General features: G+C 67.0%; 25 protein-coding genes. 7 read left to right on the top strand and 18 right to left on the bottom strand.

All coding sequences use genetic code 11. The features are described 5' to 3' along the window. The first annotated feature begins 136 nt into the window (after nt 1-136). Entirely contained in the window at nt 137-1,099 is a 963-nt protein-coding gene (locus ACFRAQ_RS27755) for a hypothetical protein (protein ID WP_379104728.1), read from the top strand. 33 nt (nt 1,100-1,132) lie between these two features. After that, nucleotides 1,133-1,978, top strand: coding sequence for a 4,5-DOPA dioxygenase extradiol (gene ygiD / locus ACFRAQ_RS27750; RefSeq protein ID WP_379104967.1), 846 nt, complete (start codon nt 1,133-1,135; stop codon nt 1,976-1,978). Nucleotides 1,979-1,984: 6 nt separating this feature from the next. Here ygiD and ACFRAQ_RS27745 read toward each other — a convergent pair whose 3' ends face one another. The 6 genes from ACFRAQ_RS27745 to ACFRAQ_RS27720 all read right to left on the bottom strand — a co-directional run bounded on the left by ACFRAQ_RS27745 (nt 1,985) and on the right by ACFRAQ_RS27720 (nt 8,469). Further along, nucleotides 1,985-2,824 (bottom strand): IclR family transcriptional regulator, encoded by an 840-nt coding sequence (locus ACFRAQ_RS27745; protein ID WP_379104726.1) that lies wholly within the window; start codon nt 2,822-2,824, stop codon nt 1,985-1,987. Nucleotides 2,825-2,917: 93 nt separating this feature from the next. Beyond that, complete coding sequence (locus tag ACFRAQ_RS27740; RefSeq protein ID WP_379104724.1) at nt 2,918-4,111, bottom strand: AI-2E family transporter; 1,194 nt, start codon at nt 4,109-4,111, stop codon at nt 2,918-2,920. An 85-nt stretch (nt 4,112-4,196) separates the two neighbouring features. Then, complete coding sequence (locus ACFRAQ_RS27735) at nt 4,197-5,063, bottom strand: alpha/beta fold hydrolase (protein WP_379104722.1); 867 nt, start codon at nt 5,061-5,063, stop codon at nt 4,197-4,199. A gap of 130 nt (nt 5,064-5,193) precedes the next feature. After that, nucleotides 5,194-7,125: a peptidase gene (locus tag ACFRAQ_RS27730; RefSeq protein ID WP_379104720.1), complete on the bottom strand. Its 1,932-nt coding sequence runs from the start codon at nt 7,123-7,125 to the stop codon at nt 5,194-5,196. A 43-nt stretch (nt 7,126-7,168) separates the two neighbouring features. Beyond that, nucleotides 7,169-8,107 (bottom strand): M56 family metallopeptidase, encoded by a 939-nt coding sequence (locus ACFRAQ_RS27725; RefSeq protein WP_379104718.1) that lies wholly within the window; start codon nt 8,105-8,107, stop codon nt 7,169-7,171. After that, nucleotides 8,104-8,469 carry a BlaI/MecI/CopY family transcriptional regulator gene (locus tag ACFRAQ_RS27720; RefSeq protein ID WP_379104716.1) on the bottom strand — a complete coding sequence of 122 codons (366 nt, stop codon included), beginning with the start codon at nt 8,467-8,469 and terminating at the stop codon, nt 8,104-8,106. The genes ACFRAQ_RS27725 and ACFRAQ_RS27720 overlap by 4 nt, the downstream gene beginning before the upstream one ends. Before the next feature lie 114 nt (nt 8,470-8,583). Between ACFRAQ_RS27720 and ACFRAQ_RS27715 the strand changes: the two genes are divergently transcribed. Further along, a complete protein-coding gene (locus ACFRAQ_RS27715; protein WP_379104714.1) occupies nt 8,584-9,888 on the top strand; it encodes a family 1 glycosylhydrolase in 1,305 nt (434 codons plus the stop codon). Here the strand turns inward: ACFRAQ_RS27715 and ACFRAQ_RS27710 are convergent. From ACFRAQ_RS27710 to ACFRAQ_RS27695, 4 genes are all read right to left on the bottom strand, one after another. After that, nucleotides 9,869-10,381, bottom strand: coding sequence for a hypothetical protein (locus tag ACFRAQ_RS27710; protein WP_357287231.1), 513 nt, complete (start codon nt 10,379-10,381; stop codon nt 9,869-9,871). The two genes, ACFRAQ_RS27715 and ACFRAQ_RS27710, sit on opposite strands and share 20 nt — an antisense overlap. Before the next feature lie 61 nt (nt 10,382-10,442). Then, nucleotides 10,443-10,697: a three-helix bundle dimerization domain-containing protein gene (locus ACFRAQ_RS27705; protein WP_379104710.1), complete on the bottom strand. Its 255-nt coding sequence runs from the start codon at nt 10,695-10,697 to the stop codon at nt 10,443-10,445. A gap of 296 nt (nt 10,698-10,993) precedes the next feature. Further along, nucleotides 10,994-11,539, bottom strand: coding sequence for a hypothetical protein (locus tag ACFRAQ_RS27700; protein ID WP_379104707.1), 546 nt, complete (start codon nt 11,537-11,539; stop codon nt 10,994-10,996). A gap of 182 nt (nt 11,540-11,721) precedes the next feature. Beyond that, nucleotides 11,722-12,108, bottom strand: coding sequence for a hypothetical protein (locus tag ACFRAQ_RS27695; RefSeq protein ID WP_379104705.1), 387 nt, complete (start codon nt 12,106-12,108; stop codon nt 11,722-11,724). A gap of 420 nt (nt 12,109-12,528) precedes the next feature. Here ACFRAQ_RS27695 and ACFRAQ_RS27690 point away from each other — a divergent pair, with 420 nt between their 5' ends. The 3 genes from ACFRAQ_RS27690 (at nt 12,529) to ACFRAQ_RS27680 (ending at nt 15,532) form a co-directional block, all read left to right on the top strand. Beyond that, on the top strand, nt 12,529-13,752 hold the full coding sequence (locus ACFRAQ_RS27690; RefSeq protein WP_379104703.1) for an oxygenase MpaB family protein: 1,224 nt from the start codon (nt 12,529-12,531) through the stop codon (nt 13,750-13,752). 125 nt (nt 13,753-13,877) lie between these two features. Beyond that, nucleotides 13,878-14,573 (top strand): TetR family transcriptional regulator, encoded by a 696-nt coding sequence (locus ACFRAQ_RS27685; protein ID WP_357289380.1) that lies wholly within the window; start codon nt 13,878-13,880, stop codon nt 14,571-14,573. 29 nt (nt 14,574-14,602) lie between these two features. Next, nucleotides 14,603-15,532, top strand: coding sequence for a LysR family transcriptional regulator (locus tag ACFRAQ_RS27680; RefSeq protein WP_379104699.1), 930 nt, complete (start codon nt 14,603-14,605; stop codon nt 15,530-15,532). Nucleotide 15,533: 1 nt separating this feature from the next. Here ACFRAQ_RS27680 and ACFRAQ_RS27675 read toward each other — a convergent pair whose 3' ends face one another. After that, nucleotides 15,534-16,145, bottom strand: a complete 612-nt coding sequence (locus ACFRAQ_RS27675; protein ID WP_379104696.1) for a hypothetical protein — start codon at nt 16,143-16,145, stop codon at nt 15,534-15,536. Nucleotides 16,146-16,423: 278 nt separating this feature from the next. On the opposite strand from ACFRAQ_RS27675, the gene ACFRAQ_RS27670 reads away from it, so the two are divergent. Next, nucleotides 16,424-16,888 carry a hypothetical protein gene (locus ACFRAQ_RS27670; RefSeq protein WP_379104694.1) on the top strand — a complete coding sequence of 155 codons (465 nt, stop codon included), beginning with the start codon at nt 16,424-16,426 and terminating at the stop codon, nt 16,886-16,888. A gap of 23 nt (nt 16,889-16,911) precedes the next feature. Here ACFRAQ_RS27670 and ACFRAQ_RS27665 read toward each other — a convergent pair whose 3' ends face one another. The 7 genes from ACFRAQ_RS27665 to ACFRAQ_RS27635 form a co-directional block, all read right to left on the bottom strand. Continuing rightward, entirely contained in the window at nt 16,912-18,171 is a 1,260-nt protein-coding gene (locus tag ACFRAQ_RS27665) for a lipase family protein (RefSeq protein WP_379104692.1), read from the bottom strand. A 103-nt stretch (nt 18,172-18,274) separates the two neighbouring features. Further along, the gene (locus ACFRAQ_RS27660; protein WP_379104690.1) at nt 18,275-18,667 is read right to left on the bottom strand and encodes a nitroreductase/quinone reductase family protein; all 393 of its coding nucleotides are present in this window, start codon (nt 18,665-18,667) and stop codon (nt 18,275-18,277) included. A 41-nt stretch (nt 18,668-18,708) separates the two neighbouring features. After that, nucleotides 18,709-19,974, bottom strand: a complete 1,266-nt coding sequence (locus ACFRAQ_RS27655) for a GH25 family lysozyme (RefSeq protein ID WP_379104688.1) — start codon at nt 19,972-19,974, stop codon at nt 18,709-18,711. A gap of 289 nt (nt 19,975-20,263) precedes the next feature. After that, complete coding sequence (locus tag ACFRAQ_RS27650) at nt 20,264-20,761, bottom strand: AAA family ATPase (RefSeq protein WP_379104685.1); 498 nt, start codon at nt 20,759-20,761, stop codon at nt 20,264-20,266. Further along, the gene (locus tag ACFRAQ_RS27645; RefSeq protein ID WP_379104683.1) at nt 20,761-21,333 is read right to left on the bottom strand and encodes an NUDIX hydrolase; all 573 of its coding nucleotides are present in this window, start codon (nt 21,331-21,333) and stop codon (nt 20,761-20,763) included. Before ACFRAQ_RS27645 ends, ACFRAQ_RS27650 begins: the two co-directional genes overlap by 1 nt. A gap of 34 nt (nt 21,334-21,367) precedes the next feature. Continuing rightward, entirely contained in the window at nt 21,368-21,886 is a 519-nt protein-coding gene (locus ACFRAQ_RS27640) for an ATP-binding protein (RefSeq protein ID WP_379104681.1), read from the bottom strand. Between the two features lie 47 nt (nt 21,887-21,933). Beyond that, a complete protein-coding gene (locus ACFRAQ_RS27635; protein ID WP_379104679.1) occupies nt 21,934-22,605 on the bottom strand; it encodes a hypothetical protein in 672 nt (223 codons plus the stop codon). Nucleotides 22,606-22,804 lie beyond the last annotated feature (199 nt).

Here is a 22,804-nt window from a genome sequence, read left to right as displayed (position 1 = left end):
GCATGGGGCACGATGACGAGAATCGGTGATTGCTGAGTTATTGCCAGTCTGTTCGTGGGAAGGCGGGATCGCTGTGATCAGTGCGGCCTCGGAGGCGGTTTCGGGGAACCCGGCCCCATTCACCTGGGTGACCGCGGTGTCCATGCTCGTGTTCTGCGCGATCCTCTGGGTGATCGTCGATTACATGCGGGTGCACCCGCGTCCGGCGACCTGGGTGTGGGGGCTGTCGCTGCTGACGTTCCCGCTGTGGATCTGGGGACCGGGGCACGATATCGGGCTGGTGAACTGGTTCTCCTGGGCCAAGATCCTGTCGGTGCTGATACCGCTGACCATCGTCGGGTTGATGCGCGTCGCGGTCGCCGAGCAGCGGGTGGGGCGGTTCTGGGACATCCTGCGCAATCCGCGGTTCCTGTGGTTCCCGTACGCGATCCTGTTCCTCAATATCGCCGAGGCCACGCTGCGGGACGCGGAGATCGGGAACTACTGGAACGCGGCGGTGGGACTGGGCCTGTGCCTGACGATCCCGTACTCGCCGCGGTTCTGGGAGATCCTGCCGGGCCGCAATGCCGAGCTCGTCGCCTACACCACGATGGCGTGGAACTTCCTCTACACCACCTGGAATCTGTGCTTCACCTTCGGCGGCTACCCGCCCGAGGAGGAGCATTTCGCGGCCAGCGTCTGCATTCTCGCGGTCGCGGAGATCTATCCGCTCGTGAAGCGGCGGCCCGAGCTCTACATCATGGCGCGCATCTACACGCTGCCGGTGCTGATGCTGGTGATCGCCATCTACAACATCTTCCCGAAGGTGATGCCCTCGGACGGCTGGTTCGACAACGACGTCTGGATCGTCTGGGGCATAGTCAATTTCGTGCTCACCGTGCCGTACCTGTTCTGGTATACCTGGCAGCTCGAATCCGACCGGTCGTTCATCTCCTTCCGTCGCGGCAGGGCCCGCGAGGAGTTCGTCCGGCTGCACGGCGACACCATCGACCAGCTGATGGACATCAACCTCTCGCTCGACGCCGCTGTCGACGCCCACGGCCGGACCCGCACCCGCGGACCGCAACCCGCGGCCCACCCCGGTGCCCGAGGTCGGTGACCCGCGATGACCGCCGCCGATCCGGCCGCCCGGATGCCCGCCGCGTTCCTCGGCCACGGCAGCCCGATGAACGCGCTGGAGAGCAACCGGTACACCCAGGCGTGGGAGGCGTTCGGCCGCAGCGTGCCCCGCCCGCGCGCCATCCTCATCGTGTCCGCGCACTGGTACATCAACGCGACCGCGGTGACGGTGATGCCGTACCCGCGCACCATCCACGATTTCTACGGTTTCCCGCCCGAACTGTTCGCCGTCCAGTACCCCGCGCCCGGGCTGCCCGCATTGTTCGAGGAGGTCAGCGAAGCGGTCGAACCGAACTGGGTCGGCGCGGACACCGACAGCTGGGGCATCGACCACGGTTCCTGGTCGGTGCTGCGGCACGCCTTCCCCGACGCCGACATCCCGGTCGTGCAGCTGAGCATCAATGCCGACAAGCCCCTCGAATACCATCTCGAGCTCGGCATCCGGCTGCACGCGTTGCGCGAGAGCGGAATTCTCATCGTCGGCAGCGGCAATGTGGTGCACAATCTGCGCGGCATCGACGCCAGCCGCCCCGACACCGGCTTCGACTGGGCCCGCCGCTTCGACGAGGCCGCCCAGAACCTCATGCTGAACCGGCCCGCGGACATTCTGGCGCTGACCGACCAGCGGGACTACTCCCTCGCGGTGCCGACCCCCGACCACTTCATCCCGCTGCTGTATCTCGCGGGATTGGCCGCCGCGGGGTCCGAGGACACCGAGACGCTGGTCGACGGATACAGCTACGGCTCGCTGTCGATGACGGCCTATTCGCTCGGAATCTCCTGCCCGGGAGCCGATTCCGGCTCTGGCGCGGCCGCCGAACTGCCCGACGGCATTCCGGCCGACGGCACCAACAGCTGAACGGCCTCAGGCCAGCCGGGCGCGCGTCCGCAATGGGGGTTCGAGCGGCTCGGCCCCCATCGACCCGTCGGCGAACATCTCCGCGGCGGTGCGGCGGGCGGCGGTGAACACCAGCGGCGCGATCCGCCGCAGTTCGAGCTCACCCCGGGTGGCCAGTGAGATGGCGGCGACCGGCCCGTCCGGACCCAGCACCGGCACGGCGACCGCGCTGATCCCCATCTCGCACGTGGTCCCGAGCGAAATCGCCAGCCCATTGCGCTGCCGCACCCGATACAGATCGGCCTGGATCGCCCGCCGGCGCGCGATCGGCCGAACGGCGGAGCTGCGCAACGGAAGTCGCAACACCCGGTCCGCGTCCTCGGGATCCATCGAGGCCAGCAGCGCCAGTCCGCACACCGTCTGCGTCGCGTCCAGCCGCGCCCCGACCCGCGACGGAATCGATGCCGCGTACGGTCCGCCCACCTTGTCCAGATAGTGGACGGCATTGCCCTCGAGCACCGCCAGATGCGCGACCGCTCCCGTCGCCACGTGCAGATCCGACAAGGCCGCCGACGCCGCGGCTCGAATGTCCTCGAAGTCGGTGATCCGCGCGAGCCGTCGGGTTCGGGCTCCCAGGCGGTACCCCTGCTCGTCGTGCACGAGCCACTCCAGTTCGGTCAACTGGCACGCGAGCCGGAAGGTGGTGGATCGCGGCAGCCCGGTCCGATCGGTGATGTCCTCGAGCCGCAGGCATTCCCGCCCACTGTCGAACGCGTCCAGAATGGCCGACATCCGCTCGATGACCCCGGAGCGCGATTCCCGAATGGCGGTGTCGCCGCCGACGGGCGGCTGGTCCGTCACCGTCATGCACAGTCCTCTCACCAAGCTTCGCTCCACCGCAGCGTACGACGCGGGCGAGCCGGGCGGAATACGAGCCGACCGATTGGTCCGGGCGAGCGTTCAGTCGTGCGCGGTCGGCGCCGGCTTCTCCACGTCGTAGCGGCGGATGTAGGCGGACAGGAAGGCCTGCGCGGTGGCCGTGACCGGGATCGCCAGCAGGGCGCCGGTCGCGCCGAACAGGGCCGCGCCCGCCAGGACCGCGCCGAAGGCGACGGCGGGGTGCATGTCGAGGGTGGTGGCGGTGATCCGGGGCTGCAGGACGTAGTTCTCGAATTGCTGGTAGACCACGATGAATCCGAGGATCCACAGGGCCGTGCGCGGCTCGTGGGCGAGGGCGACCAGGACCGGGAGCGCGCCCGCGAGGTAGGTGCCGACGGTCGGAATGAATTGGGAGACGACGCCGACCCACAGCGCCAGGGCGAAGGCGGACGGGATGCCGAGGACTCGCATGGCGGCGTAATGGGCCAGCGCCGAGCAGGTCGCGAGCAGGGCGCGGGAGTACAGGTAGCCGCCGGTCTTGTCGACCGCGATGTCCCAGGCGCGCAACACGTGCCGCTGGCGCTGCGGCGGCAGCAGGGAGCAGACGGCGTTGCGGAAGCGCGGGCCGTCGGCGGCGAAGTAGAAGGTGAACAGCAGGACGCCCAGGCCTTGGAACAGTACGCCGAGCGCGGTGGTGCCGATGCCCCACACATCGTCGGCGAGGTCCAGCGCCCAGGTCTGGAGTTTGGCGCTGAGCTCCGAGGTGCGGTCGGTGATGTCGGCGACCGAGAGGTCGGTGTGGAAGGTGTCGTTGATCCAGGTGACCACGCTCTGGGTATCGTGCGGCAGATTCTTGATCAGGGACGACACCTGCCCGACCACCAATTCGCCCATGGTCCAGACGAATCCGACCAGCACCGCGGTCACGATCGCGAACACCGCGCCAGTCGCCGCCCCGCGCTTCCAGCCGCGCGCGGCCAGCCAGTTCACCGCGGGCTCGATGGCGAAGGCCAGGAACAGCGACACCACCAGCACGGTCAGCAGCCCTTGCAGCCGGGTCAGCGCCCAGAAGGTCACCACGATGCCCGCGACCGTGGCCGCCGCCAGCAGGTACGCGCGCGGCAGCCAGGCGGGAATCACCGAGGCCACCAGGGCGTCGGGACGGACGCCCGCGTCGTCGGCGTCCTGGACCTTCGCATCGGTGTCCTCGGATTTCGCGCCGGTGTCCTGGGCGTTGGTCTCGCCGTCTCCGGCGGGGGATTTCTCAGCGGCCACACCGCCAACCTAGCGTCGACCCGCCTCGCGGGTCCGGCCGCGCCGTCGCGTGTTGCCGGTAAATACGGCGGCGCGGCCACGGCGGTCAGGACACCGTGCGGGTGAGGAATTCCCGGATCAGTGCGGCGATCTCGGGGCCGTGGGTCTCCAGGGCGAAGTGGCCCGCGTCGAGCAGGTGCAGCTCGGCGTCAGGCAGGTCGCGCAGATAGGCGCGGGCGCCGTCGGCCCCGAAGATCTCGTCGTGTTCGCCCCAGGTGATCAGCACCGGCGGGCGGTGTTCGGCGAAGTACTTCTGGAACGCCGGGTAGCCGTCCAGGTTGAACTGGTAGTCCCAGAACAGCTGAAGCTGAATCTCCTTGTTGCCCGGTCGATCCAGATAGGCCTGATCGATGGTCCAGCTGTCCGGGCTGACCAGGTTCTGCCGATCGGCCGGGACCCCGTGCAGGTACTGCCACCGCGTCGCATCGGCCTCGAGCAGCTTCCGGACGCCCGGCTCGTGGGCGGCGCGGTCCTTGGCGTGCGCGAAGAGGATGTCCCAGAACGGGGTGAAGCCCTCGAGGTAGGCGTTGCCGCTCTGGGTGATGATCGCGGTGACGCGCTCGGGATGGGCGGAGGCGATGCGCAGCCCGATCGGCGCGCCGTAGTCGTGGATGTAGAGGGCGAATCGGTCGAGGCCGAGCGCGTCGAGCAGGCCCGCGGTGATCTCGGCGAGTTTGTCGAAGCTGTAGTCGAATTCGTGCACCTGCGGCATGGCCGAGCGGCCGAAGCCGATGTGGTCGGGCGCGATCAGGTGGAAGTCGTCGCCCAGGTCGCGCAGCAGGGTGCGGAACATGGCCGAGCTGCTGGGGAATCCGTGCAGCAGCACGAGAGTGGGCTTGGACGGGTCGCCCGCCTCGCGGTAGAAGACGGGCAGGCCCTGGATCTCGATGGTGTGGTGGCGCACGGCGGTCATGTTCTCGGCCTTCCAATTTCTTACCGATCAGTCTTTCTAACCGGTTATCGATTGATAGAAGGTTAGAAGTATCGGGTATGTTCCGCCGCGCGCCGAATTCGCCGCGTGATCGCCGTCACGCTCCGGCGATTTACCTCCTGACCTGCGACCACAACCGCAGATAGACCTCCGCGCCGTGGAAGACGTCGGTCATGACCTCCGGTCCGCCGAGCACCCTGACCGCCTCGAGCCAGTCAGCGTAGGTGCCGTAGGTCGCGGTGCCGTCGGTGTTGATGTCGAAAGTCCGCTCGCCCCAGCGTTCCCGGTCGAAGGTCACCGCGCCGTCGTGGGAGGTGAAGGGGTACTGGATCACGCCCGCGCCCAGCGGCGCGCCCTGGCCGCCGAGTCCGTTCATGTCCGAGCCGAAGCCGAATCCGAAATCACCGGTGGGACGCTGCATCGCCCGGGCCTCCCTCCAGGCCTTGACGAATCCCGCGGGCCCGCCCGCGTACGGGGTGGCGAATCCGCCTACGGCGTAGACGCGTTGGGTGGTGCGCTCGGAATCCCAGCCGTGCGAGGACAACACGCCCGGATAGCGCCGCGCCTCGATGATCGACATGACCTCGTCCGCGGTGGCCTCGCTCAGGTGATCGATCTCGATCAGGAAGCCCTGGTCGATCATCGTGTTGATCAGGTATCGGCCCAGCTCGGTCAGTCCGCGTGCGTTGCAATGCGTTCCGGACGGATACAGGGGGAGGGGAGCGCCGCCGAGCAGGGGACCGGTGAGCTTGGCCAAGAGCTGATTGATATCACCGGCGATCGGCACCGACGGTTGCGGACTGTCGTGGCCGGGGCCGGTGCAGGGCTGCACATTCCAGAAGGTGCCGGTCTGCAGGAAGTTACCGGCGTTGACCAGCAGGCCGGTGGTATTGCTGTCCATCTTGGTGCCGCCGAAGGCGTTGTCGAACTTGTGGACCGGGAAGAAGCTGCTGACGCCGAGCGCGCGCAATTCACCCAGCCAGCGGTCGACATCGGCGGTGCCGCACTTGGGTTGGCCGAGGAAGACGCCGCAGCCCATCGGGTCGGACAGTTCCATGCCGAGGATCACCGCGAGCTTGCCCGACGCCGCCACCTGACGCGCTTGCGCGGGATCGGTGACGATGCGGAAGAAGCCCTGACCGGGGCCGCCGGCCTGCGCGTCGATGTAGTCCTGGAGCGCGCGCATGTCCGCGGCCTGGGTGCGCACGGAAGTCATGTCGTCGCACGGGTTCCGGCGGTCGGTCATGATCGTGCACAGCGATTCGTTGTCGACCAGGTCCACGGTCATCACCCGCAAGCCCGCCTTCCAGCTGCGCTGGATGCTGGTCCAGTAGGTGCCCTCGGTGCTGAGCTTGGAGGGTTTGGGCCAGTCCCGGAAGGTGGGCCACCCGGCGGTGTCGGATGTGCGGGGCCCGCCGTAGTCGAGGAAATCGGCGACCAGGCCGTTGGATCCGGTGCGGTCGGACGCGCAGTCGGGCAGCGCGTAGGTCACGCCAAAGGGATGCCACGGGCGGCCGCAATGGAAGTCGCCGCCCAGGAATTCGTAGGCGGAGACGTGCACGTGCGCGTCGATGGTGCCGATGATCGAGCCGTCCGCGCCGACGCTCGGGCCGGGCGTGCCGGTGGCGCTGTCCTGGGCTTCGGGGAAGTCCGCGCAGCCGGTGTCGGGGACGAACGTGGCCGGGGTGCTGGTCTTGGTCGCGGCGTTCGAGAGCGTGAATCCGGTTGCACCGGAACCGTCCACCTTCCAGACCGCGGTGACCGATGGATTCTTCGCGGGGTGGATCGAGCCCGCCGAGGCGTCGACGACCTCCTTGGTCCGTCCGTACAGCAGGTACTCGCCGAGCGTGGTCGCGTGTATCCGGAACGGTCCCGCGGCCGGCGCCAGCGGTCCGCTCGGGGTGTCGATGCGGTAGCAGCCGTTGACCAGGGAGTAGCGGGTCTGCGACGGATCGGGGGTGGGGTCAGCGGTCGCGAAACCGGTGCCGGGGCCGAGGGTTCCCGCGGCCAGCAGAACCGTGGCGAGGGCTGGTAGGTACTTCACGCGGACGAAAATACTATGCAGCATAGTTTTTCGCGGGTGAATCTCAGATCGTGATCACGGAGGCGACCGCGGTGATCAATCCGATGGCGACGACCGACGCCGCCGGAGCCAGCAGAATCGTCCCGACGACCAGGAGCAGCGCGCGGCGGCGCGCGGCGGCGCGGGATTCCGGTGGGGCCGAGAGGCATTGCAGTCGCGAGTCCAGCGACGTATCGACCAGGTCCAGCGCGGTCGTCGTGCGGGCGGCGACCGTCCGCAACGCGGCCGCGAGGGCCTGCGGGCCGGCCTCGGCCGCGGCCGCGCGGTCGGCGGCGAATTCGATCAGCGTGGTCATGGCCGCCGGTGCGGCGGCGAACAACGGGATCCACGGGAACGCGCGGGCGAAAACCTGGCAGACGCCGAGGATCCGGTGATGGAATCCGCGCAGATGCGCGTGCTCGTGGGCGAGCACCGCCCGCCACTGCGCCTCGGTCAGGCACTGCGCGAGACCGTCGGTGACCACGACGTACCCGCCGCGGCCCGCGACGCTGTAGGCCAGCGGCGCCGGATGCTCGAGCCACACCAGGTCCGCGCGGGCGGCATCGGCGCGGCCCAGCACCTCGACCAGTTCATTGTGCTTGCGGCGCAGGGCCGCTCCGCGTTCCCGATGCCCGAGGGCGATCCGGGCCAGCTGACCGGTCGGGGCGGTGAAGCCGATCGCGGTCACCGGCGCGATCAGCCCCGCCGTCCAGGTGACGACGATCGGTTCGAGCGCGCCCAGGCATGTCAGCGCACTGCCGACGAAGGTCTCGCCCGGTGGATAGCCGGGCCACGCCAACGCGATCAACGCCAGCGCCAGGTACCCGAGCGCGGCGGCGAACGCGCCGAGCCAGGCCGCCATCCCGATGACGGGGGCGGCGCTGAAATCGATGCGGGACAGCGCCGCCGGGGCGGCCACCGCGACTGCGACGGCCGCCACCAGCAGGGCCGCGATCAGGATCACCGGCGGTGCTCGTCGTCGGACAGGCCGCGCCGCAGCGCCTCGACCTCGCGGGCGCTGGCGGTGCGGGCCAGATGCAGGAGTACCGCGGGCGCGTCGGGGCTGGCGTCGAGAATTTCGCGCAGCAGATCGGTGGTCGCCTCCGCGCGCGTGCGGCTGGGGCGATAGCGGTAGGAGCGACCGATCTTCTCGCGCAGCAGCCACTGCTTTTCCCACAGGTGGGTCAATACCGTCAATACCGTGGTGTACGCGGGAACTCGCTGGTCGTCGCTGAGCCGATCGACGACGTCGTGAACCGACAGCGCCTCGGAACTGTCCCACAGCACGGCCATCACCCGGCTCTCGAGCGCGCCCAGTCCTTTCATCACCCTCCTCGGTTCGCCCGCCAATCTACTATTCGCCATAGTTTCCCGAGGGGTGATACCCATCCTCTATCGGAATGCCACGGAAACGGCTCTCCGACAGGTACTCTCGATGCGGTGGGACAACGTGTGCTGTTCTCGCTCGTCTGTATCGTTCTGGCGACCTGGGGTGTGGTCGCCACGCCCGGAAAGGCCACCGCCGATTCGTGGTTACCGCCGGTGGGCGGGAATTTCCTCTGGGGCGTGTCCAGTTCCGGATTCCAGAGCGAAGGCTTTGCGCCGGACAGCAATTGGAGCCGGTACGCCGGATCCGGTCGCGCCGAGGGATACGGGAACTCCGTCGACTTCCTGCATCGATACGGCGAGGATATTCAGAATGCGGCCGACTTGGGTGTCGGCGTCTATCGCGTGAGCGTGGAATGGGCGCGCGTGCAACCCAGTCCGGGCGAATGGGATTTCTCCTTCTACGACAGCATGATTGCGCGAATTCGCGGCGCCGGAATGCGACCGATGATCACCCTCGACCACTGGGTGTTCCCGGGCTGGGCGGTCGATCGCGGAGGCTGGCGCAATCCTGGGATGATCGAGGATTGGCTCACCAATGCCCGTGCGGTGGTGGACCGTTACGCGAGCGCCGACCCGCTGTGGGTCACCTTCAACGAGCCGCTCGCCTATGTCGGCAAAGAGCAGGAGATCGGCGATATCGGCGCGGGCGACGTGGTGCCCATGATCGATCGGATGGTCGCGGCGCACCGCGCGATCTACGACCACATCCACGCCCGGCAGGGCGGCGCGATGGTCACCAGCAATATCGCCTTCACCTCGGTCGGCGCGGACCAGGCCGACGCCTCCTTCATCGACCGGATCGCGGACAAGATCGACTATGTCGGCGTCGACTACTACTACGGCGGATCGCTGAGCAACCCGCCGAATGTGCTCGCGCAGTTCACCAATCAGCCCTCGCCCCTCATCCTGGAGCCCGACGGCATCTACTACGCGCTGCGCCGCTACGCCCACCGCTTCCCGGGCCGCCCCCTCTACATCGTCGAGAACGGCATGCCCACCTACGGCGGATCGGCCACCACCGACGGCATGACCCGCGCCGACAATCTGCGCGACACCGTCTACTGGGTGCAACGCGCCAAGGCCGACGGCATGAACGTCATCGGCTACAACTACTGGAGCATCACCGACAACTACGAGTGGGGCAGTTACGCACCGCGTTTCGGCCTGTACACCGTGGACGTGACCAGCGACCCCGGTCTGTCCCGCCGCCCCACGCCCGCGGTTCCGGCGTTCCGGGATATCGCCCTGTCGGGCGGTGTCCCCGCGGGCTATGTACCCACCCGGGCCCCGGCCCTGTGCTCCATCCAGGACCTGCCCTCCAGCTGCGTCAACCCCGTCACCGCGCCGGGTCGCTGACCCAGTCCCCGTCGTGGGCGTTCAACTCGTGCCGCATCGTCTGCCGGAGCCGATCCAGAGCCCGGAGGAACGGCTCGTGGACCGCGTGCCACTCCGGTGAACCAGCGGGCCGGCGCCCGACGGTCATGCTGGTCTCGATCAGGGCCTCCCGGATGTCGCGCAGCTTCCGATACGCCTCCGCGGCGTCCTCCCGGACCGCCCGGGCCGCCACCAGATCCAGCTCGTACCCCACCGCCACCAAGGCGAAGGACCGGAAGGCCGCGGTCACGGCCTCCCGGTCCAGTGGTGTCGGCTCGTGCAATCCCAACGCCTGCATGGCGGTATCGGTCTGCACAAGTGTGGTCAGGTACTTCACGTAGATCTCACGCTTGGTGTCACCGAACCGCTGGGACTTCTCCCGGCGCGCCCGCGTCGTATCGATCGCGAGCGTGGTGGCGGCCCCGACGACCGCCCCTCCCAGCGTCCCGACGACCGCCAGCCATTCCAATGCCACAACTGCCCCCGGTCGCCTGGAATCGCGCCGGATCTCGGCCCGGCGCCCTCTCCGAAGGAGTCTAGGCCCTGGTGGGGGTACGGAGCAGAGCGTCGAGATCCATTGCGGCCGTGGCGTAGTCCATGCGTCGGTGCAGATGGCGTTCGGAGATCCGTTCCACCAGCAGGGGAATGAACTCGCGGACACGGTGGCCCTCGAAATCGCGATGGACCCCGTGCACGACCTCCCCGATGAACCGCACCGTCAAATCGGGAAACCGAGTGGCCAACCGCGCGACGAGTTCACTGATCTGCTGCTCTTCGTCGGAATGCGTCATGCCTCCAGCCCTCCTGCATCGCGGTGTTCGAGCCGGCACCCGTACCGCCCTGCGGGTGACCGGCGAAGTGGACAACGGCCCGGAGCCCTGCAGCTCCGGACCGTGCCCCTCGATTGTTACGGCACCCAAACGAGCATTTCCTCCGCAAATCACTATTTGGCACTGGTTGTCAGCGACTAGGCACAGTGAAAGGAGCAAATGTAAGTACATCTGCAACAGTGACTTTCACGCACACTTCGCGCGGAATGTGGAATTTCCTCCGCAATGCCAGAAAAAGGCTGGTTAACGGCTGGTTCCTAGGCCCGCCCGGGGTGGTTGGGCCCGATGGTGGGCGAGATCTTCCGCCATTCCTCGGCCCAGTCGGCGCTGTGCCGCCGTGCCAGGAACCGGTCGGCGCACCAGGCGAGCAGTGCCGCGCCACAGGCGGCCGCGAGGACGATGAGGACCCCCGTGCTGACGCCCTGGGCCACGGCGTCGGAGTCGGACCGGGGCGGGGTGGTGGCCTGCCCGGTGGTGTCGACCCAGTGCACGACCTTGTCACCCCGCTCGGCGGTCCCCGGCACGTCGACGAGCGCGATATTGGTCTGGCCGTGGGCATTCCACTGCACCATGGCCTGCGGCGGACCGGGCGCCACACTCTGGCCCGCCGCGCGGGGGAGCCGGATCGGATCGGAGACGACGGTGGCCGTGACCGAGGTCTTGGTCGCGTTGGCGGCGTGGATGCGGGCGGCGGCGCCGTCGGCGGTCCTGATCCCGGCGGTGATCGCGACCGGAACGCACGCCGCGACCAGCAGCGCGGCGAGCATGCGCCACGTCGCCTGGAATCGATCGGACCGTCGCATCAGCCGGTTCCGGCTCCAGGGAGCCGTCCGGCAGATTCGCCGCACGAGCTTCCGCACGTTGGCGCGTTACCCCGTGGCGGCCGCCCGAAACGGTCGTGGCGGGGTCAATCCTGGGCGCGACGCCTCGTGGAGCGACCATTCCCCGCAAGAAACATGCGGGTCCGGGATCGTCGCCGGTGAACTCAGAAGCTGCCCAAGGGGTCCTGGTTGTCGAAGATGTATTTGTCGCCGTTGTACCAGGTGACGATGATCGAGGAAGTCTCCTCGGGCTCCTGCCGGCAATAGGAGACGCCAGGGAAGGGGAGGGACGAGGATTCTCCGCACTGGTAGGCGTAATCGTCGGCGAGCTTCTGTGTCTCGAAGCGCTGCCCGAGGCCGCCGTAGCTGCCGGGGACCCAAATGGAGTCGGGTCCGGTGAACACCCACAGAATGCTGCCGAACAGCCAGGCGTAGAAGAGATAGGTGGCGGCGCCCGCGCCCGCGCAGAGCACGATGAACCGCCTGGTGCGGCGTCGGCGAGTTTTCTGTTCCCGGAACGGGTAGGAGCCTGAATCGGAACTGTCCATCATGTGGTCCTCCTCAGTCGGAGAGATGACATGTTCAGGCGTATTGATCAAATCTACCGTGATCGAGTTCGAGAGTCTCTAGTGAATTCGAATGGGCTGCACGCGAGAGTATTTCGAACAGCGGTCGTCCGGCATTTATTCGGACGACCGATTTGTTCGATAATCGCGGCCGGATCGGCCCGCCGCCCTATCGTCGCCGAAAACCGCTGAGCGGCAAGGCGACCGGTCCGCTGCTGCCCGCCGACCCCAGATCGAGGTGGTTGAGCAGGTTCTGGATGACGACGTACGGGTTCATCGGCTGATCCTTCTTCCGGAGATCCGCGGCAGGTGGTTGTGACTGCCGTCACGGTGTGGTCTCATCAAGATACACAGATACGCGAACTGTGTCTGTGTATCAGGCCCGATCGAAGAGGATTCACGGCTATGGATGCACACCGTCTGAGCAGGCGCGACGCATTGAGGACAGGAAGCGGTCTACTGGGAGTCGTCGGCGCCATGGCGCTGACGCCCCGCACCGTGCGCGCGGAGCCCTGGAAGTGGTCGCCCGCCGATTCGGTGGTCGGCGTGGGCGGCGGCGCGGACCCGATGACCGTCTACGACCCCGACGCCGACTCCGTGCTGGCCGACATCATCGACCACGCCGACGTACCGCAGATCAACCGGCTGCTGGCGACCTGGATCTACAACGATCAACCCCTGCCCGCCGGACTGCCGAAATCCCTGGCGGACTTCATCGAGGACGCGCGGCAGCTACCGTCCTGGACCGACCAGGGCAAGCTGGCCAGCTCGTTCGAATTCACCAAGAAGCGGGGGACCTACCTGGGCGTGTTGTACGCGTTCGCCAGCGGCATGATGTCGACGGTCATTCCGCACGAGGCGCGGGCGGTGTACTACTCGCGCGGCGGGTCGCATCTCAAGGAGCGCATCGCCAAGACCGCGAAGTTCGGGTACGACATCGGCACGGTGAACGCCTATGGCGAGGGCGGTGAATTGGTCGTCACCTGCGTGAAGACCCGGATCATCCACGCATCGGTGCGGCATCTGCTGCCGCAGTCGCCACACTGGCCGTCGGATGTCACGCCGATCAGCCAGGAGGACATGATGGTCACCTGGCACAGTCTCGCCACCACCATCATGCGCACCCTGACCGCGTGGAAGCTGCCCATCCCGGCCGCGGAATCGGCTGGCTACCTGCACAGCTGGCAGTTGGCGGCGCACCTGCTCGGTATCCGCGACGAGTACATCCCGGCGACCTGGGACCAGGCCGACGCGCAGGCCGCGCAGCAGCTCGACCCGATCCTCGCCCCGACCGCCGAAGGCACCGATCTGGCGCATCAGCTGCTCAATCTGGGCGCGGATCTCGACCTGACGCTGCTCAGTCACGGCATTCTGGGCGCGTTCACCCGATTCATCATGGGGGACAAGGTCGCCGACTGGCTCGCCATTCCGCGGGAGCCGGTGTGGAGTCCGCTGCTGGAGGTCGCGTGGGGTCCGTATGTCGCGGTCCGCGAGGGCGTGCTGTCGGTGGCTCCGGTGGTCGACGCGCCCTACTGGATGTTCGACGAGTTCCTGCGGCAGTTCGTGCTCTGGTACATGGCCGAGCTGCGGATGCCGTTGAGTATCGAAATCCCGCTGACCAACCGGTGATTCACCTGCCGGTCCGGGGCAGCGCGCACTGACGGGGACGGCGAGCCGCGGCTCGCCGTCGCCTGCGCGCCTCCGGATTCAAGGAAACAGCTAACGTATCGCTGTATCGGCAACGATGTGGAGACGTGAAACGCGATCAGGAGGACGCCGTGGAACCCGCGCCGCGCGCGAAGGAACTCCCACTCGGCCAGTCCTTGATCGAACGCGCCTACCTGCAAGCGGTCGAACAGGTCGACGACACCGACAGTATGCGCACCCGCATTCTCGACGCGGCCGACGAGCAGTTCCGGCGCTGGGGTGTGCAGCGGTCGACGATGGAGGATGTCGCGCGGACCGCGGGGGTTTCGCGGATCACCGTCTATCGGCGCTTCAGCACCAAGGAAGAACTGGTGGAGCGCGTCATCCTGCGCGAATTCCGCCGGTACTTCGACACCTTCCTGGTCGATATCGCGGCGGCCGCCGATGTCGGGGAGCGGGTGGTCGTCGGGTTCGTGAGTTCGCTGCGCGCGCTGCGCGGCAATCCGCTGATCGGCGCCCTGATCACCGCCGAACCCGACTATTTCGTGAGTTCCCTGGTCGGCGACGGCGGCCGGGCGGTGGCCATGGTGCGGGAATTCGTGGCCCGTCAACTCCGGCAGGAGCAGCGGGCGGGCACCATCTCCCCGGATCTGCGGGTCGAGGTCGTCGCCGAGCTGATGGTCCGAATCTGCGCTTCCTTCTTGGCGATTCCGAGTCAGGTCGTCGACATCGACGACGACGAGCAACTCGCGGCGATCGCGCGCCAATTCCTCCTCCCCATGCTCGACCCGCCGGGTCGGTAGCCCTGTACCGATCGATAGGGACGACCCGTATGGACCCGCGCGATATCGAACTGCGCGACATCGAGATCTTCTTGACGCTGTCCGAGGAACTGCATTTCGGCCGCACCGCCGAGCGGCTGTACCTCTCGCAGGCCCGCGTCAGCCAGGTGATCCGGAAACTCGAAAGCCGTATCGGCGGAAGGCTGTTCGACCGCTCCAGCCGCACCGTCTCGCTGACCCCGATCGGCCGCCGCCTGTTCGAGGACTTGCAGGTCAACTACCGCGACCTGTGCGCCAGCCTGGGTCGCGCCGAGCGGTCGGCGCGCTACGGTGACGACGGGCTGCTCCGGATCGGCGTGACCAGCAGCAGCCTCGAGGAAGTCCGCCCGCTGCTGGACACCTTCCAGGCTCGGCACCCGAATACGAGCGTGCACATCGAACACGTCCATTTCGGCAACCCCTTCGGCGCGCTGCGCGCCGACGAGATCGACATCCTGATCAGCTGGCTCCCCATCGAGGAACCCGATCTGATTGTCGGCCCGATTCTCTACGAGGAACCGTTCATGCTCCTCGTCGGCGCGAATCATCCCCTGGCAGAACGGGATTCGGCCACATACGAAGATCTCGCCGACTACGGCGTCTTCGGCGCGGGCACCGACGCCGCCAATCAGCCTCCCGACTACTGGCAAAGCGCCATCACCCCCTTCACCACCCCCTCCGGCCGCACCATCTCCCGCGTCGCGTACGTCGACAACTTCCAGGACATGATCCTCCAGCTGGCCGCGGGTAAGGCCATCACACCGGTTCACGCCCACGCCAGTCGCCACTACGCGCGCCCCGACGTCACCTACATCCCCATGCCCGACGCCCCGCCCGCGCGCTGGGCCCTGGTCTGGCGACGAGGCGCGGAATCCGACCTCACCCGCAGCCTCGCCGCCATCGCCACCGACTTCGTGAAAGACCGAGCGGCAGAGCGCTGACTCAGCGATGCCCGCCCGAGTGGTCGTGCGAGCAGGTGTCGGTGCGACGGCCGTCGGGGCTGGTGGCCGCCTGGCCCGCACCATGACCCTCGAGCGCCGCGAACGGCCCGCACTGGTTCGCGGTGATCCACACATGAACCATCGGATTACCGGCACCGGGGTTGATCGAGGCGGGCGGGCAATTGCCCTGCGCATCGGTGACTCCGGCGACCTGCGGGCCACCGTCGCCGGCCTTCCAGCAGAGGTTGTCGTGAACATGCCACTGCATCAGCGCCCCGCCGTAGTTCACCAGATCCGGGTCGTCGATCTTCTTGCCCTTCGCGATGTACATCGCCGACACCAGGGTCCGATTGTCGCCGTCGACCCGATAGACCAGCGACTCCGGATGTTCGGCATCGAGGAACAGGTCATCGCGAAGGTAGGCCGTATTGATGAAGTGCTCGTACCCGGTGACCGAATCGCCGATGGACCGGTAGCCCAGCGCGCCGATGGCATGGACGTCGCCGCCAGCCGCGTATACGCCCAGACCGCCACGGCGACGACGTTGACCCCGATCACCATGATCGGCACAGCTTTCCGGGCACTCACCATCGCCACGAGCCCCGCCGCGCATTGCGCCGCCGCCAGCACGACCATCAACCGCGCCAACGTCGCATGCTCGGTATGCAACCCCGCCGCGAACAGATGCAATGCCCCGGCCCCCACCGCCGCCACTCCTCCGAGCAGTAGAAACCCATTACGCACACCAGCCATATCCCGGGTCTCCCTTCATCCCGCGTGCACACTACGGGGCGGAGACCGACCCTTGAACCCTCCGACTCGTGAGGAATCTCTGTGGAACCGCGAACCCAGACGCCCCGGTGTCGGTTCGACCCCCGGTACGATGCGCCCATGCTCGCCGCCTGCGGGGGATTTCTCCTGGCCATTCTCTGGATGGACCTGATTTTCGACACCCAGCTGTTCCGTCACCGCCACGAGCCCGAACTACCCGAGCACGTACTGGATTCCATCGCCGCCTACTACCGCCGAGCCACCACGACCTCCCGCCCGATGCCCCACCTGATCGCCGCCGTGATGGCAATCCTGCTCGGCGGCCTCGTCATCGAAACCATCCGCTGGCACGACCCGATCTGGCTGGCCCCACTGGCAACCGTGTCAGCCGCCGCCGCCATCGCCCCGGCCGTTGTTCGGACGGTCCCCAACGCGGTGCGCCTCGGTGCCCGCACGGACTCGCTCGCCGAACAATCACGCTTGGCCCGATCGATTCTGCGCGACCACCTTTCCAGCGCCGTCTTCATGCTCATAGTCATCGTGCTGTGGAGCGCCCGAGGACCCTTGGCCGACCTGGTCCGCTGAGCGCGCCACTATCGGCCACACGATCAGGAGGCGGCGGCGCAGCCTCGGGCGGGTGGGCCGGAGGCGAAGCGGTCGCCGAGGTAGCGGAGAGCGCCGACGGCTTCGACCATGGCGGCGCCGCTGTGGCCGGGGATATTCGAGAAGTGTTGTGTGAGAGTCGATCCCATGGAGCAATAGCGGTTGATGAGGGCGTGGACGCCGGGAGTGGGGATCATTTCGTCGGCGTTGCTGTGGTACAGGTACAGCGGGACGTCCGGGGTGATCGCGCCCAGCTCCTGGCGTTGGGCGGCTGCCACGACCGTCGGGTGCGCGAAGAGGTCGGCTGCGAGGGAGTAGTCGCGGACGTGGGTTCCCGAATAGGTCTGTAGCAGACCGCTTCCGCAGCGTTTGCCGACGTCGGCGAGCATGCCGGTGCTGCGTTTGTTGAGCAGGACCTCGATCTTCGCCTTCGGCTCGTTGCGGATCAGGGCCGCCGCGATCAGGAGGGCGAGGGCCGCTTTCGGGCCGCCGTCGGCCGCGCGGGCGATGGCGGGGATGTCGGCGGGGATGCCACCCGCGGCGATTCCGGTCAGCGGCAGTTCCGGAGCATAGGTGGCGCGAAGTTGCCCCGCCCACAGCGCCGCGTAGGCGCCGCCGGAATAACCCCAGATCCCGGTCGGGCTGTTGGCGAGTCCGGTGGACGGGAAGCGGCGCGCGGCGCGGATCCCGTCGAGCAGGGCGTGGCCGGACATCACGCCGTCGAGGAATCTGGACTGCGGGCCCTCGTAATCGGGGATCACCAGCGCATAGCCGAGAAGCAGCGGACCCACGAGAAACGGCAGGTCCAAGGTGGTTTGGCTGCCGATGTTGATGGGGGCGCGCAGAGTGGCGGAGGGAGCGCAGGCGGTGGTGAGAGCGTCTTCGGCGCTGGCGAAGGCCACCAGCGGCCGGGAACCGGGGCCCCGCCAGGGCGCGGTCGGTTCGATGACGGTGGCGATCGTGGTGATGGGCTTGTTCTCGGAATCCGTTGTCAGGTATTGGATTTGCCACACCGTCATGGGCAGCGGCGTCGACAACCCGAACAGCTTCACGCTGCGCCAGGCCAGCGGGTCCCCACTCTGGTGGGCGCCGAGGTCGGCGGGTGTGCTGTAGAAGGGATCGGGTTCGGGCACGGGCGCGGGCGCGGCCACCGCGGAGGAGATTGCGGTAGTGAACGCGAGAACGAGCGCGCCGAGGAACAGGGCGTGCCGGGCGGTCTTCTGCACAATGCCGCATGACGTGCGGCGCCTCATGGTCTTCCGCATCGCAAGCACAGTATCCGCTGTCTTGGCTGGTCAAGCGGTGCGGAAGCGGTGTGTCGCGCCGGGATTGTCCGGCGTGGGAGAGCCGCCCGGTCAGCCGCCGGTATCAGTCCAAATCAATGCGAACGGTCATCAGATCAGTCCCGACCACCCGCACCGCCGTGCTGTTCGCCCTCGGCAACGACCGCAGCCGCGCCACCGGATCGTCCTCCGGCATCAGGTGCGCGGTGCCGGTGAACCACCGCCCGCGAATCCGCAGCCGAACCCGATTGTCGGCTTCGATGTTCCGGATGTATTGCGACCGCCGCCCGAACTCCGACACGAACCAGAACACGCCGCCGCTGCGCCGCCCGCCGATCGGCGTGATCCGCGGCTGCCCGCTCACCCGCCCGGTCGTCTCCAGCAGGGTCTGGATCGGCAATCGCCCCAGGATCGGATTTCCCACTCTCCGTTGGAATCCCGTCACCACAGCATGCTGGATCTCGCGCCGGTCGGCCATGCCCCGACGTTAGCACCGCCGGCTGGTGTCGGCGATCCGAGCTACCGGACGGGCAGGTGCGCCCCGTCGGCATCCGGAACCATGATCGGCGAGGTAGCCGGTTGACGCCGTCCGGCCGGCCGGGAGCGCGCGACCGATACCGCCCGGGCGGCAGCCGCCGGCTGCGGTTCGCGACCGCACTTGCGGATGAGGTCGTAGAGGTCACCGTCGAATTTGTCGACGCAGCAGGTGTGCTGATTGCCGACCACCCCGTCGGAGGCGAATTGCAGAATGGTGGGCTTGCGACCGGACATCACGTTCCAGCCCGCGGCATGGTCACCGACGCCCTGGTATTGCTCCTTGAACGGGCGGGGCGCGCCGGAGCCGTTGTAATTGCTGGCCCAGATGTCGTAATCCCCGGCGAGCGAATCGCCGTACATCCAGAACGGGGTGTACCCGACGACGTACCCGGGAGCTCCCCGGTCGGCGAGCCGCTGCTTGGTGAGTTCCACCGCCTGCAGCACCTCGTCGGCGCTGGGCGGGCGCGGGGCATTCGTCGATTGTTCCGCGTCGACCTGCCAGATCCACGGCTTTTCCTTCCACCACGGCGTCTGCTCATCGACACAGCTCACCCAGAAATCGACCTGCTCCGCGATGTCTCCCGGCCACAGGAAGTGGTAGCTGCCGAGCACCGGGATCCCGGCGTCGCGCGCCCTTTCGAGCACCTCCTGGTAGTGCTGGGACCTCCAGTCGCTGCCTTCGCTGGTCTTGTAGATGAAGAACGAGATCCCGTCGGTGTGGGCGGCGACCATGTTCATGGGACCGCGGGCGAAGTCGTAGTCGGAGGCGTCCCAGCCCCAGACCGGTGCGGTATTGGCGACGGTAGTGGTGACGGAGGTGACGGGCGTCCCGGTGATCTCGGGATGGACCCGGTCGGGCGCGGACCCGCCGGCGAGCTGTTCCAGCTGCGTCATCAGGTCGGCCGAGGTCGCCCAGTGGATGTGGTCGAAGTGGCCGATCGACGAGGGTGGGCCGTAGGGTCCGCCGCCGGGGAACTTCTGCTGATTCTTGACGTAGAACCCGTCATCGTCGGCGAACGGCGTCGAATGGATGAGCTCGACGGTGTAGTTCCAATACCTGTCGTACATCCACTTGGCGAAGTCCCGCATCTTGACGTCATCGCGATCGCAGCCGATATCGATGGCCGCCGTCGGCGAGCCGCCGTAGGACAACCCGTAATGGTGCGATTGCAGGCCGTGATCGCCGTCCATGCCACTGGTGATCCGCAGCTCGTCCGCTCTCGGATAGGTCTCAAGAAACTTCACCATCCTCTTACCCAGAGGGCCGAGCACAACGCCCGGAAACTGTTGTATGGCCATGACTCTCTCCTCGGTACGGATGGTGTGAAAGACCGCGGAAATCAGGGCGATTTCCGCCGCTCACGGCGACCGATGTGCTGTGAGAATCAAAGAATTGCACCGGAATTCAGCACTGTAACGAGTGTTCTACTACGTGCCTTCCGCCCGATCCGGCCCGAAACCCCAGGCGACCGGCCAGCAAGCCCCCGCCACGTCAAACCGCGACCCCAGACACGCTGACGTCAGAGCAAGTAGTCCGCTACCTGCACCTAATGTCCTGTTCGATCCTGCCCACGATCGCGTCCAGCCCCCACGCGGCATCGATCCGGACTTCATCAGCGAACGGGAGAGGCTGCCACCCGTGATACCACTCCGCCATCTGCTCAGCAGTGAACTCGCGGGCCTGAGCCCGCCCGGCATGCCGGAGCACCGTTTCGTCGAAGGAGAGATCGAACCCGTAGTGCAGCGCACGGGCCGCTGATCGGGCGAGGCGCTCGAGCATCCCGCCATAGCGATCAGCGTCGAGGATCCCCTCCACGATCACCACCAACCCGCGTGCCAGCCCGAAAGTAGCGACATGCTCTATAAGTTCGATATTGAGCGCCGCGACAGTGTCACGCTCCCGGAGCATGTTCCGCCGCACGGTGTCCTGCGGCACCACCAAACACCGCGCCCGAGGAAACCGCTGCTGCACAGCGCGCGCAACGGTCGACTTCCCCGACCCGGAGTTGCCGCGAAGCACCACCAGCACACTCACTACAAACTCCGCGGCCGCAGGACGCTGTCGAGCTTGCGGATGAACCGCGGAAGATGCGGATCGGTCGCAGGCAGCCGGCTCGGCTCGAGGTCCCACCACCGAGCACCGTCGAATTCACCTGGATCGAGTGGATATCCACGATCGCGATCCCCACGAATCACGAACCAGAGTGATACATCGACATGCCCGGCCGTCAGTCCGACCGTGGTTGTCCGAGTAAGAAACAGCGGGCGCTCACCAATCACATCGAACACAGGCGCGATCCCAAGCTCCTCGCCCGCCTCACGACGCGCGGCCTCCAATGGATGCTCCTGCGGTTCAACATGTCCGCCCATCGGCAGATGCAGCCCCGCCATACGGTGCAGTCCGAGGTAAACCCTGCGCTTGTCTGGATCGACAAGGACGACGTAGGCGACCAAATGAGGCGACGGCGTCGCAGGTTTGGCGCGCCGGAAGATGTCGTCAGTCGACGCCAGCCAGTTCAAAGTCGTTGCGATATGCCGCCGTTCGAGATCATCGAACGGCGACAGGTTCCCTACGATGTTCGAGACCACGGCGGTCGCGGGCTGCATGTCGGAGGACCATACACGGACGGTCCGACAGGTCTCATGCCCGTGGTGTCCGAGCAGCATCGGCTGCGATGCGCACGGCGACTTGTCGTGGTTGCAGATCGGTAGTGTCGATAACGTGGGCCTCTCGGCGGTGCCAGGACCGCGCCGCGTCGTAGTCCCCGAGGCGCCACGCGGAGTTCGGCATGATCGGGTCGGATTCGATGCGGCGCAGCAGCTCATCCCGTTCGGCGTGCAGGACGACATGCAGTAGCGGGATCCCGGCGCTGTCGAACCCCGCGCGGATCTCCTGCCAATATTGCTGTACGAGAACCGATTGGGGCATGACCAGAGTTCCGCCGACGTAATCGAGAATCTGCGCCGCAGCTGTGACGACGAGCCCGCGCCAGGGCTGCCAGTCCTGGAAGTCCCGAACCTTCTCGCTGGACAGGACATGCCGAAGCATGATTCCGACTTCCTCGGTATCGAAAACGCGCGAGCCGGGCAGGAGCGCGATCAATTCCTTCGCGGTCGTGGTCTTTCCGGCACCGAATGCTCCGTTCAGCCAGATGATCATGGGGCCCAGCGTATTCAGGCACCGGCGCGAGGTGTGACGGCGAACCGTCACCGCTTCTTCCGGCAGTACCAGGTGTAGGCATTGCCGGTTTCACGCAGTCCCGACACCGCGTTCGAGCCGTACTGGTGGCGGCACTGGTCGTCGATGTCGATGCCCCCGGCACTGGTCTTGCCGTGGACGCATTCCCAGGTGAAAGCGTTGTGCTCGTCGCGCACATGTGCTGTGGCGCCGTTGAATTTGCGGGCGCAGTAGTCGTTGAGGTTCAAACCGCCCAGGCTCGCATCGTTGCTCGGCGACTTCGAGTTCAGGCCGAGGTCGATCAGCGCCTCGACTGTGTTCTCGACACATCCGGCCGCGAAGATGACCGCGCCGGCACCGTACTTCATCCAACCCGGCGGGACCGCCTCGACGAGTTCGGCCTCCTTGACCAGCTCCAAGCTCCCGTGCACGGAACAGCCGACGATGAGATCGACGACCGGCTGCGGGAACGGCTGGGGTTCCTGCCCCGGGCCGATCCATTGCGGAATCCCCCAGACATCGCACCCATCGCCCTTGGGGCCGCCCTTGGGGACCATCGACTTCACCACGCAACTGCTGTGCAGGTAAGCGGCTTTCGTAGGTGCCGCGTGCGCGGGCACGCCGGTGAGTCCCAGCGCCGTGAACACCAAGACGAACGTCGCCAATGCGGCACGCAGAGCGCGTCGTGTCGGACCTGTCATCGATAAGCCCCGTTCTCGATACTCCCGAATATCCAGGGCCACCGACTCCCCGGACCGCGACTATGGTCGCTCTGCTGAGGGTAGCGGGATCATTGCTCTTGCGATGGTGCCGAAAGTCACTGGGCTGGAACCTATTTCGTTAACTCGGCGAATGGCAAACGGGGCGGTCGGAGGCATTTGTATTGCCTGGTATTCGCCG

Origin of the sequence: Nocardia sp. NPDC056611, from assembly GCF_042792755.1 — a bacterium.
GTDB lineage: Bacteria > Actinomycetota > Actinomycetes > Mycobacteriales > Mycobacteriaceae > Nocardia.
Note: the sequence above shows the minus strand (reverse complement) of the source record. Positions and strands in the feature narration are given on the sequence as shown.

What these genes read in the sequence shown, in the direction of transcription:
- ygiD (WP_379104967.1), top strand. Translation starts at nt 1,133, where the DNA reads ATGCCCGCCGCGTTCCTCGGCCACGGCAGCCCGATGAACGCGCTGGAG.
- ACFRAQ_RS27745 (WP_379104726.1), bottom strand. Translation starts at nt 2,824, where the DNA reads ATGACGGTGACGGACCAGCCGCCCGTCGGCGGCGACACCGCCATTCGG.
- ACFRAQ_RS27735 (WP_379104722.1), bottom strand. Translation starts at nt 5,063, where the DNA reads ATGACCGCCGTGCGCCACCACACCATCGAGATCCAGGGCCTGCCCGTC.
- ACFRAQ_RS27720 (WP_379104716.1), bottom strand. Translation starts at nt 8,469, where the DNA reads ATGAAAGGACTGGGCGCGCTCGAGAGCCGGGTGATGGCCGTGCTGTGG.
- ACFRAQ_RS27705 (WP_379104710.1), bottom strand. Translation starts at nt 10,697, where the DNA reads ATGACGCATTCCGACGAAGAGCAGCAGATCAGTGAACTCGTCGCGCGG.
- ACFRAQ_RS27700 (WP_379104707.1), bottom strand. Translation starts at nt 11,539, where the DNA reads ATGCGACGGTCCGATCGATTCCAGGCGACGTGGCGCATGCTCGCCGCG.
- ACFRAQ_RS27695 (WP_379104705.1), bottom strand. Translation starts at nt 12,108, where the DNA reads ATGATGGACAGTTCCGATTCAGGCTCCTACCCGTTCCGGGAACAGAAA.
- ACFRAQ_RS27690 (WP_379104703.1), top strand. Translation starts at nt 12,529, where the DNA reads ATGGATGCACACCGTCTGAGCAGGCGCGACGCATTGAGGACAGGAAGC.
- ACFRAQ_RS27680 (WP_379104699.1), top strand. Translation starts at nt 14,603, where the DNA reads ATGGACCCGCGCGATATCGAACTGCGCGACATCGAGATCTTCTTGACG.
- ACFRAQ_RS27675 (WP_379104696.1), bottom strand. Translation starts at nt 16,145, where the DNA reads ATGCGCGGCGGGGCTCGTGGCGATGGTGAGTGCCCGGAAAGCTGTGCC.
- ACFRAQ_RS27670 (WP_379104694.1), top strand. Translation starts at nt 16,424, where the DNA reads ATGCTCGCCGCCTGCGGGGGATTTCTCCTGGCCATTCTCTGGATGGAC.
- ACFRAQ_RS27665 (WP_379104692.1), bottom strand. Translation starts at nt 18,171, where the DNA reads ATGCGGAAGACCATGAGGCGCCGCACGTCATGCGGCATTGTGCAGAAG.
- ACFRAQ_RS27660 (WP_379104690.1), bottom strand. Translation starts at nt 18,667, where the DNA reads ATGGCCGACCGGCGCGAGATCCAGCATGCTGTGGTGACGGGATTCCAA.
- ACFRAQ_RS27655 (WP_379104688.1), bottom strand. Translation starts at nt 19,974, where the DNA reads ATGGTGAAGTTTCTTGAGACCTATCCGAGAGCGGACGAGCTGCGGATC.
- ACFRAQ_RS27645 (WP_379104683.1), bottom strand. Translation starts at nt 21,333, where the DNA reads ATGCAGCCCGCGACCGCCGTGGTCTCGAACATCGTAGGGAACCTGTCG.
- ACFRAQ_RS27640 (WP_379104681.1), bottom strand. Translation starts at nt 21,886, where the DNA reads ATGATCATCTGGCTGAACGGAGCATTCGGTGCCGGAAAGACCACGACC.
- ACFRAQ_RS27635 (WP_379104679.1), bottom strand. Translation starts at nt 22,605, where the DNA reads ATGACAGGTCCGACACGACGCGCTCTGCGTGCCGCATTGGCGACGTTC.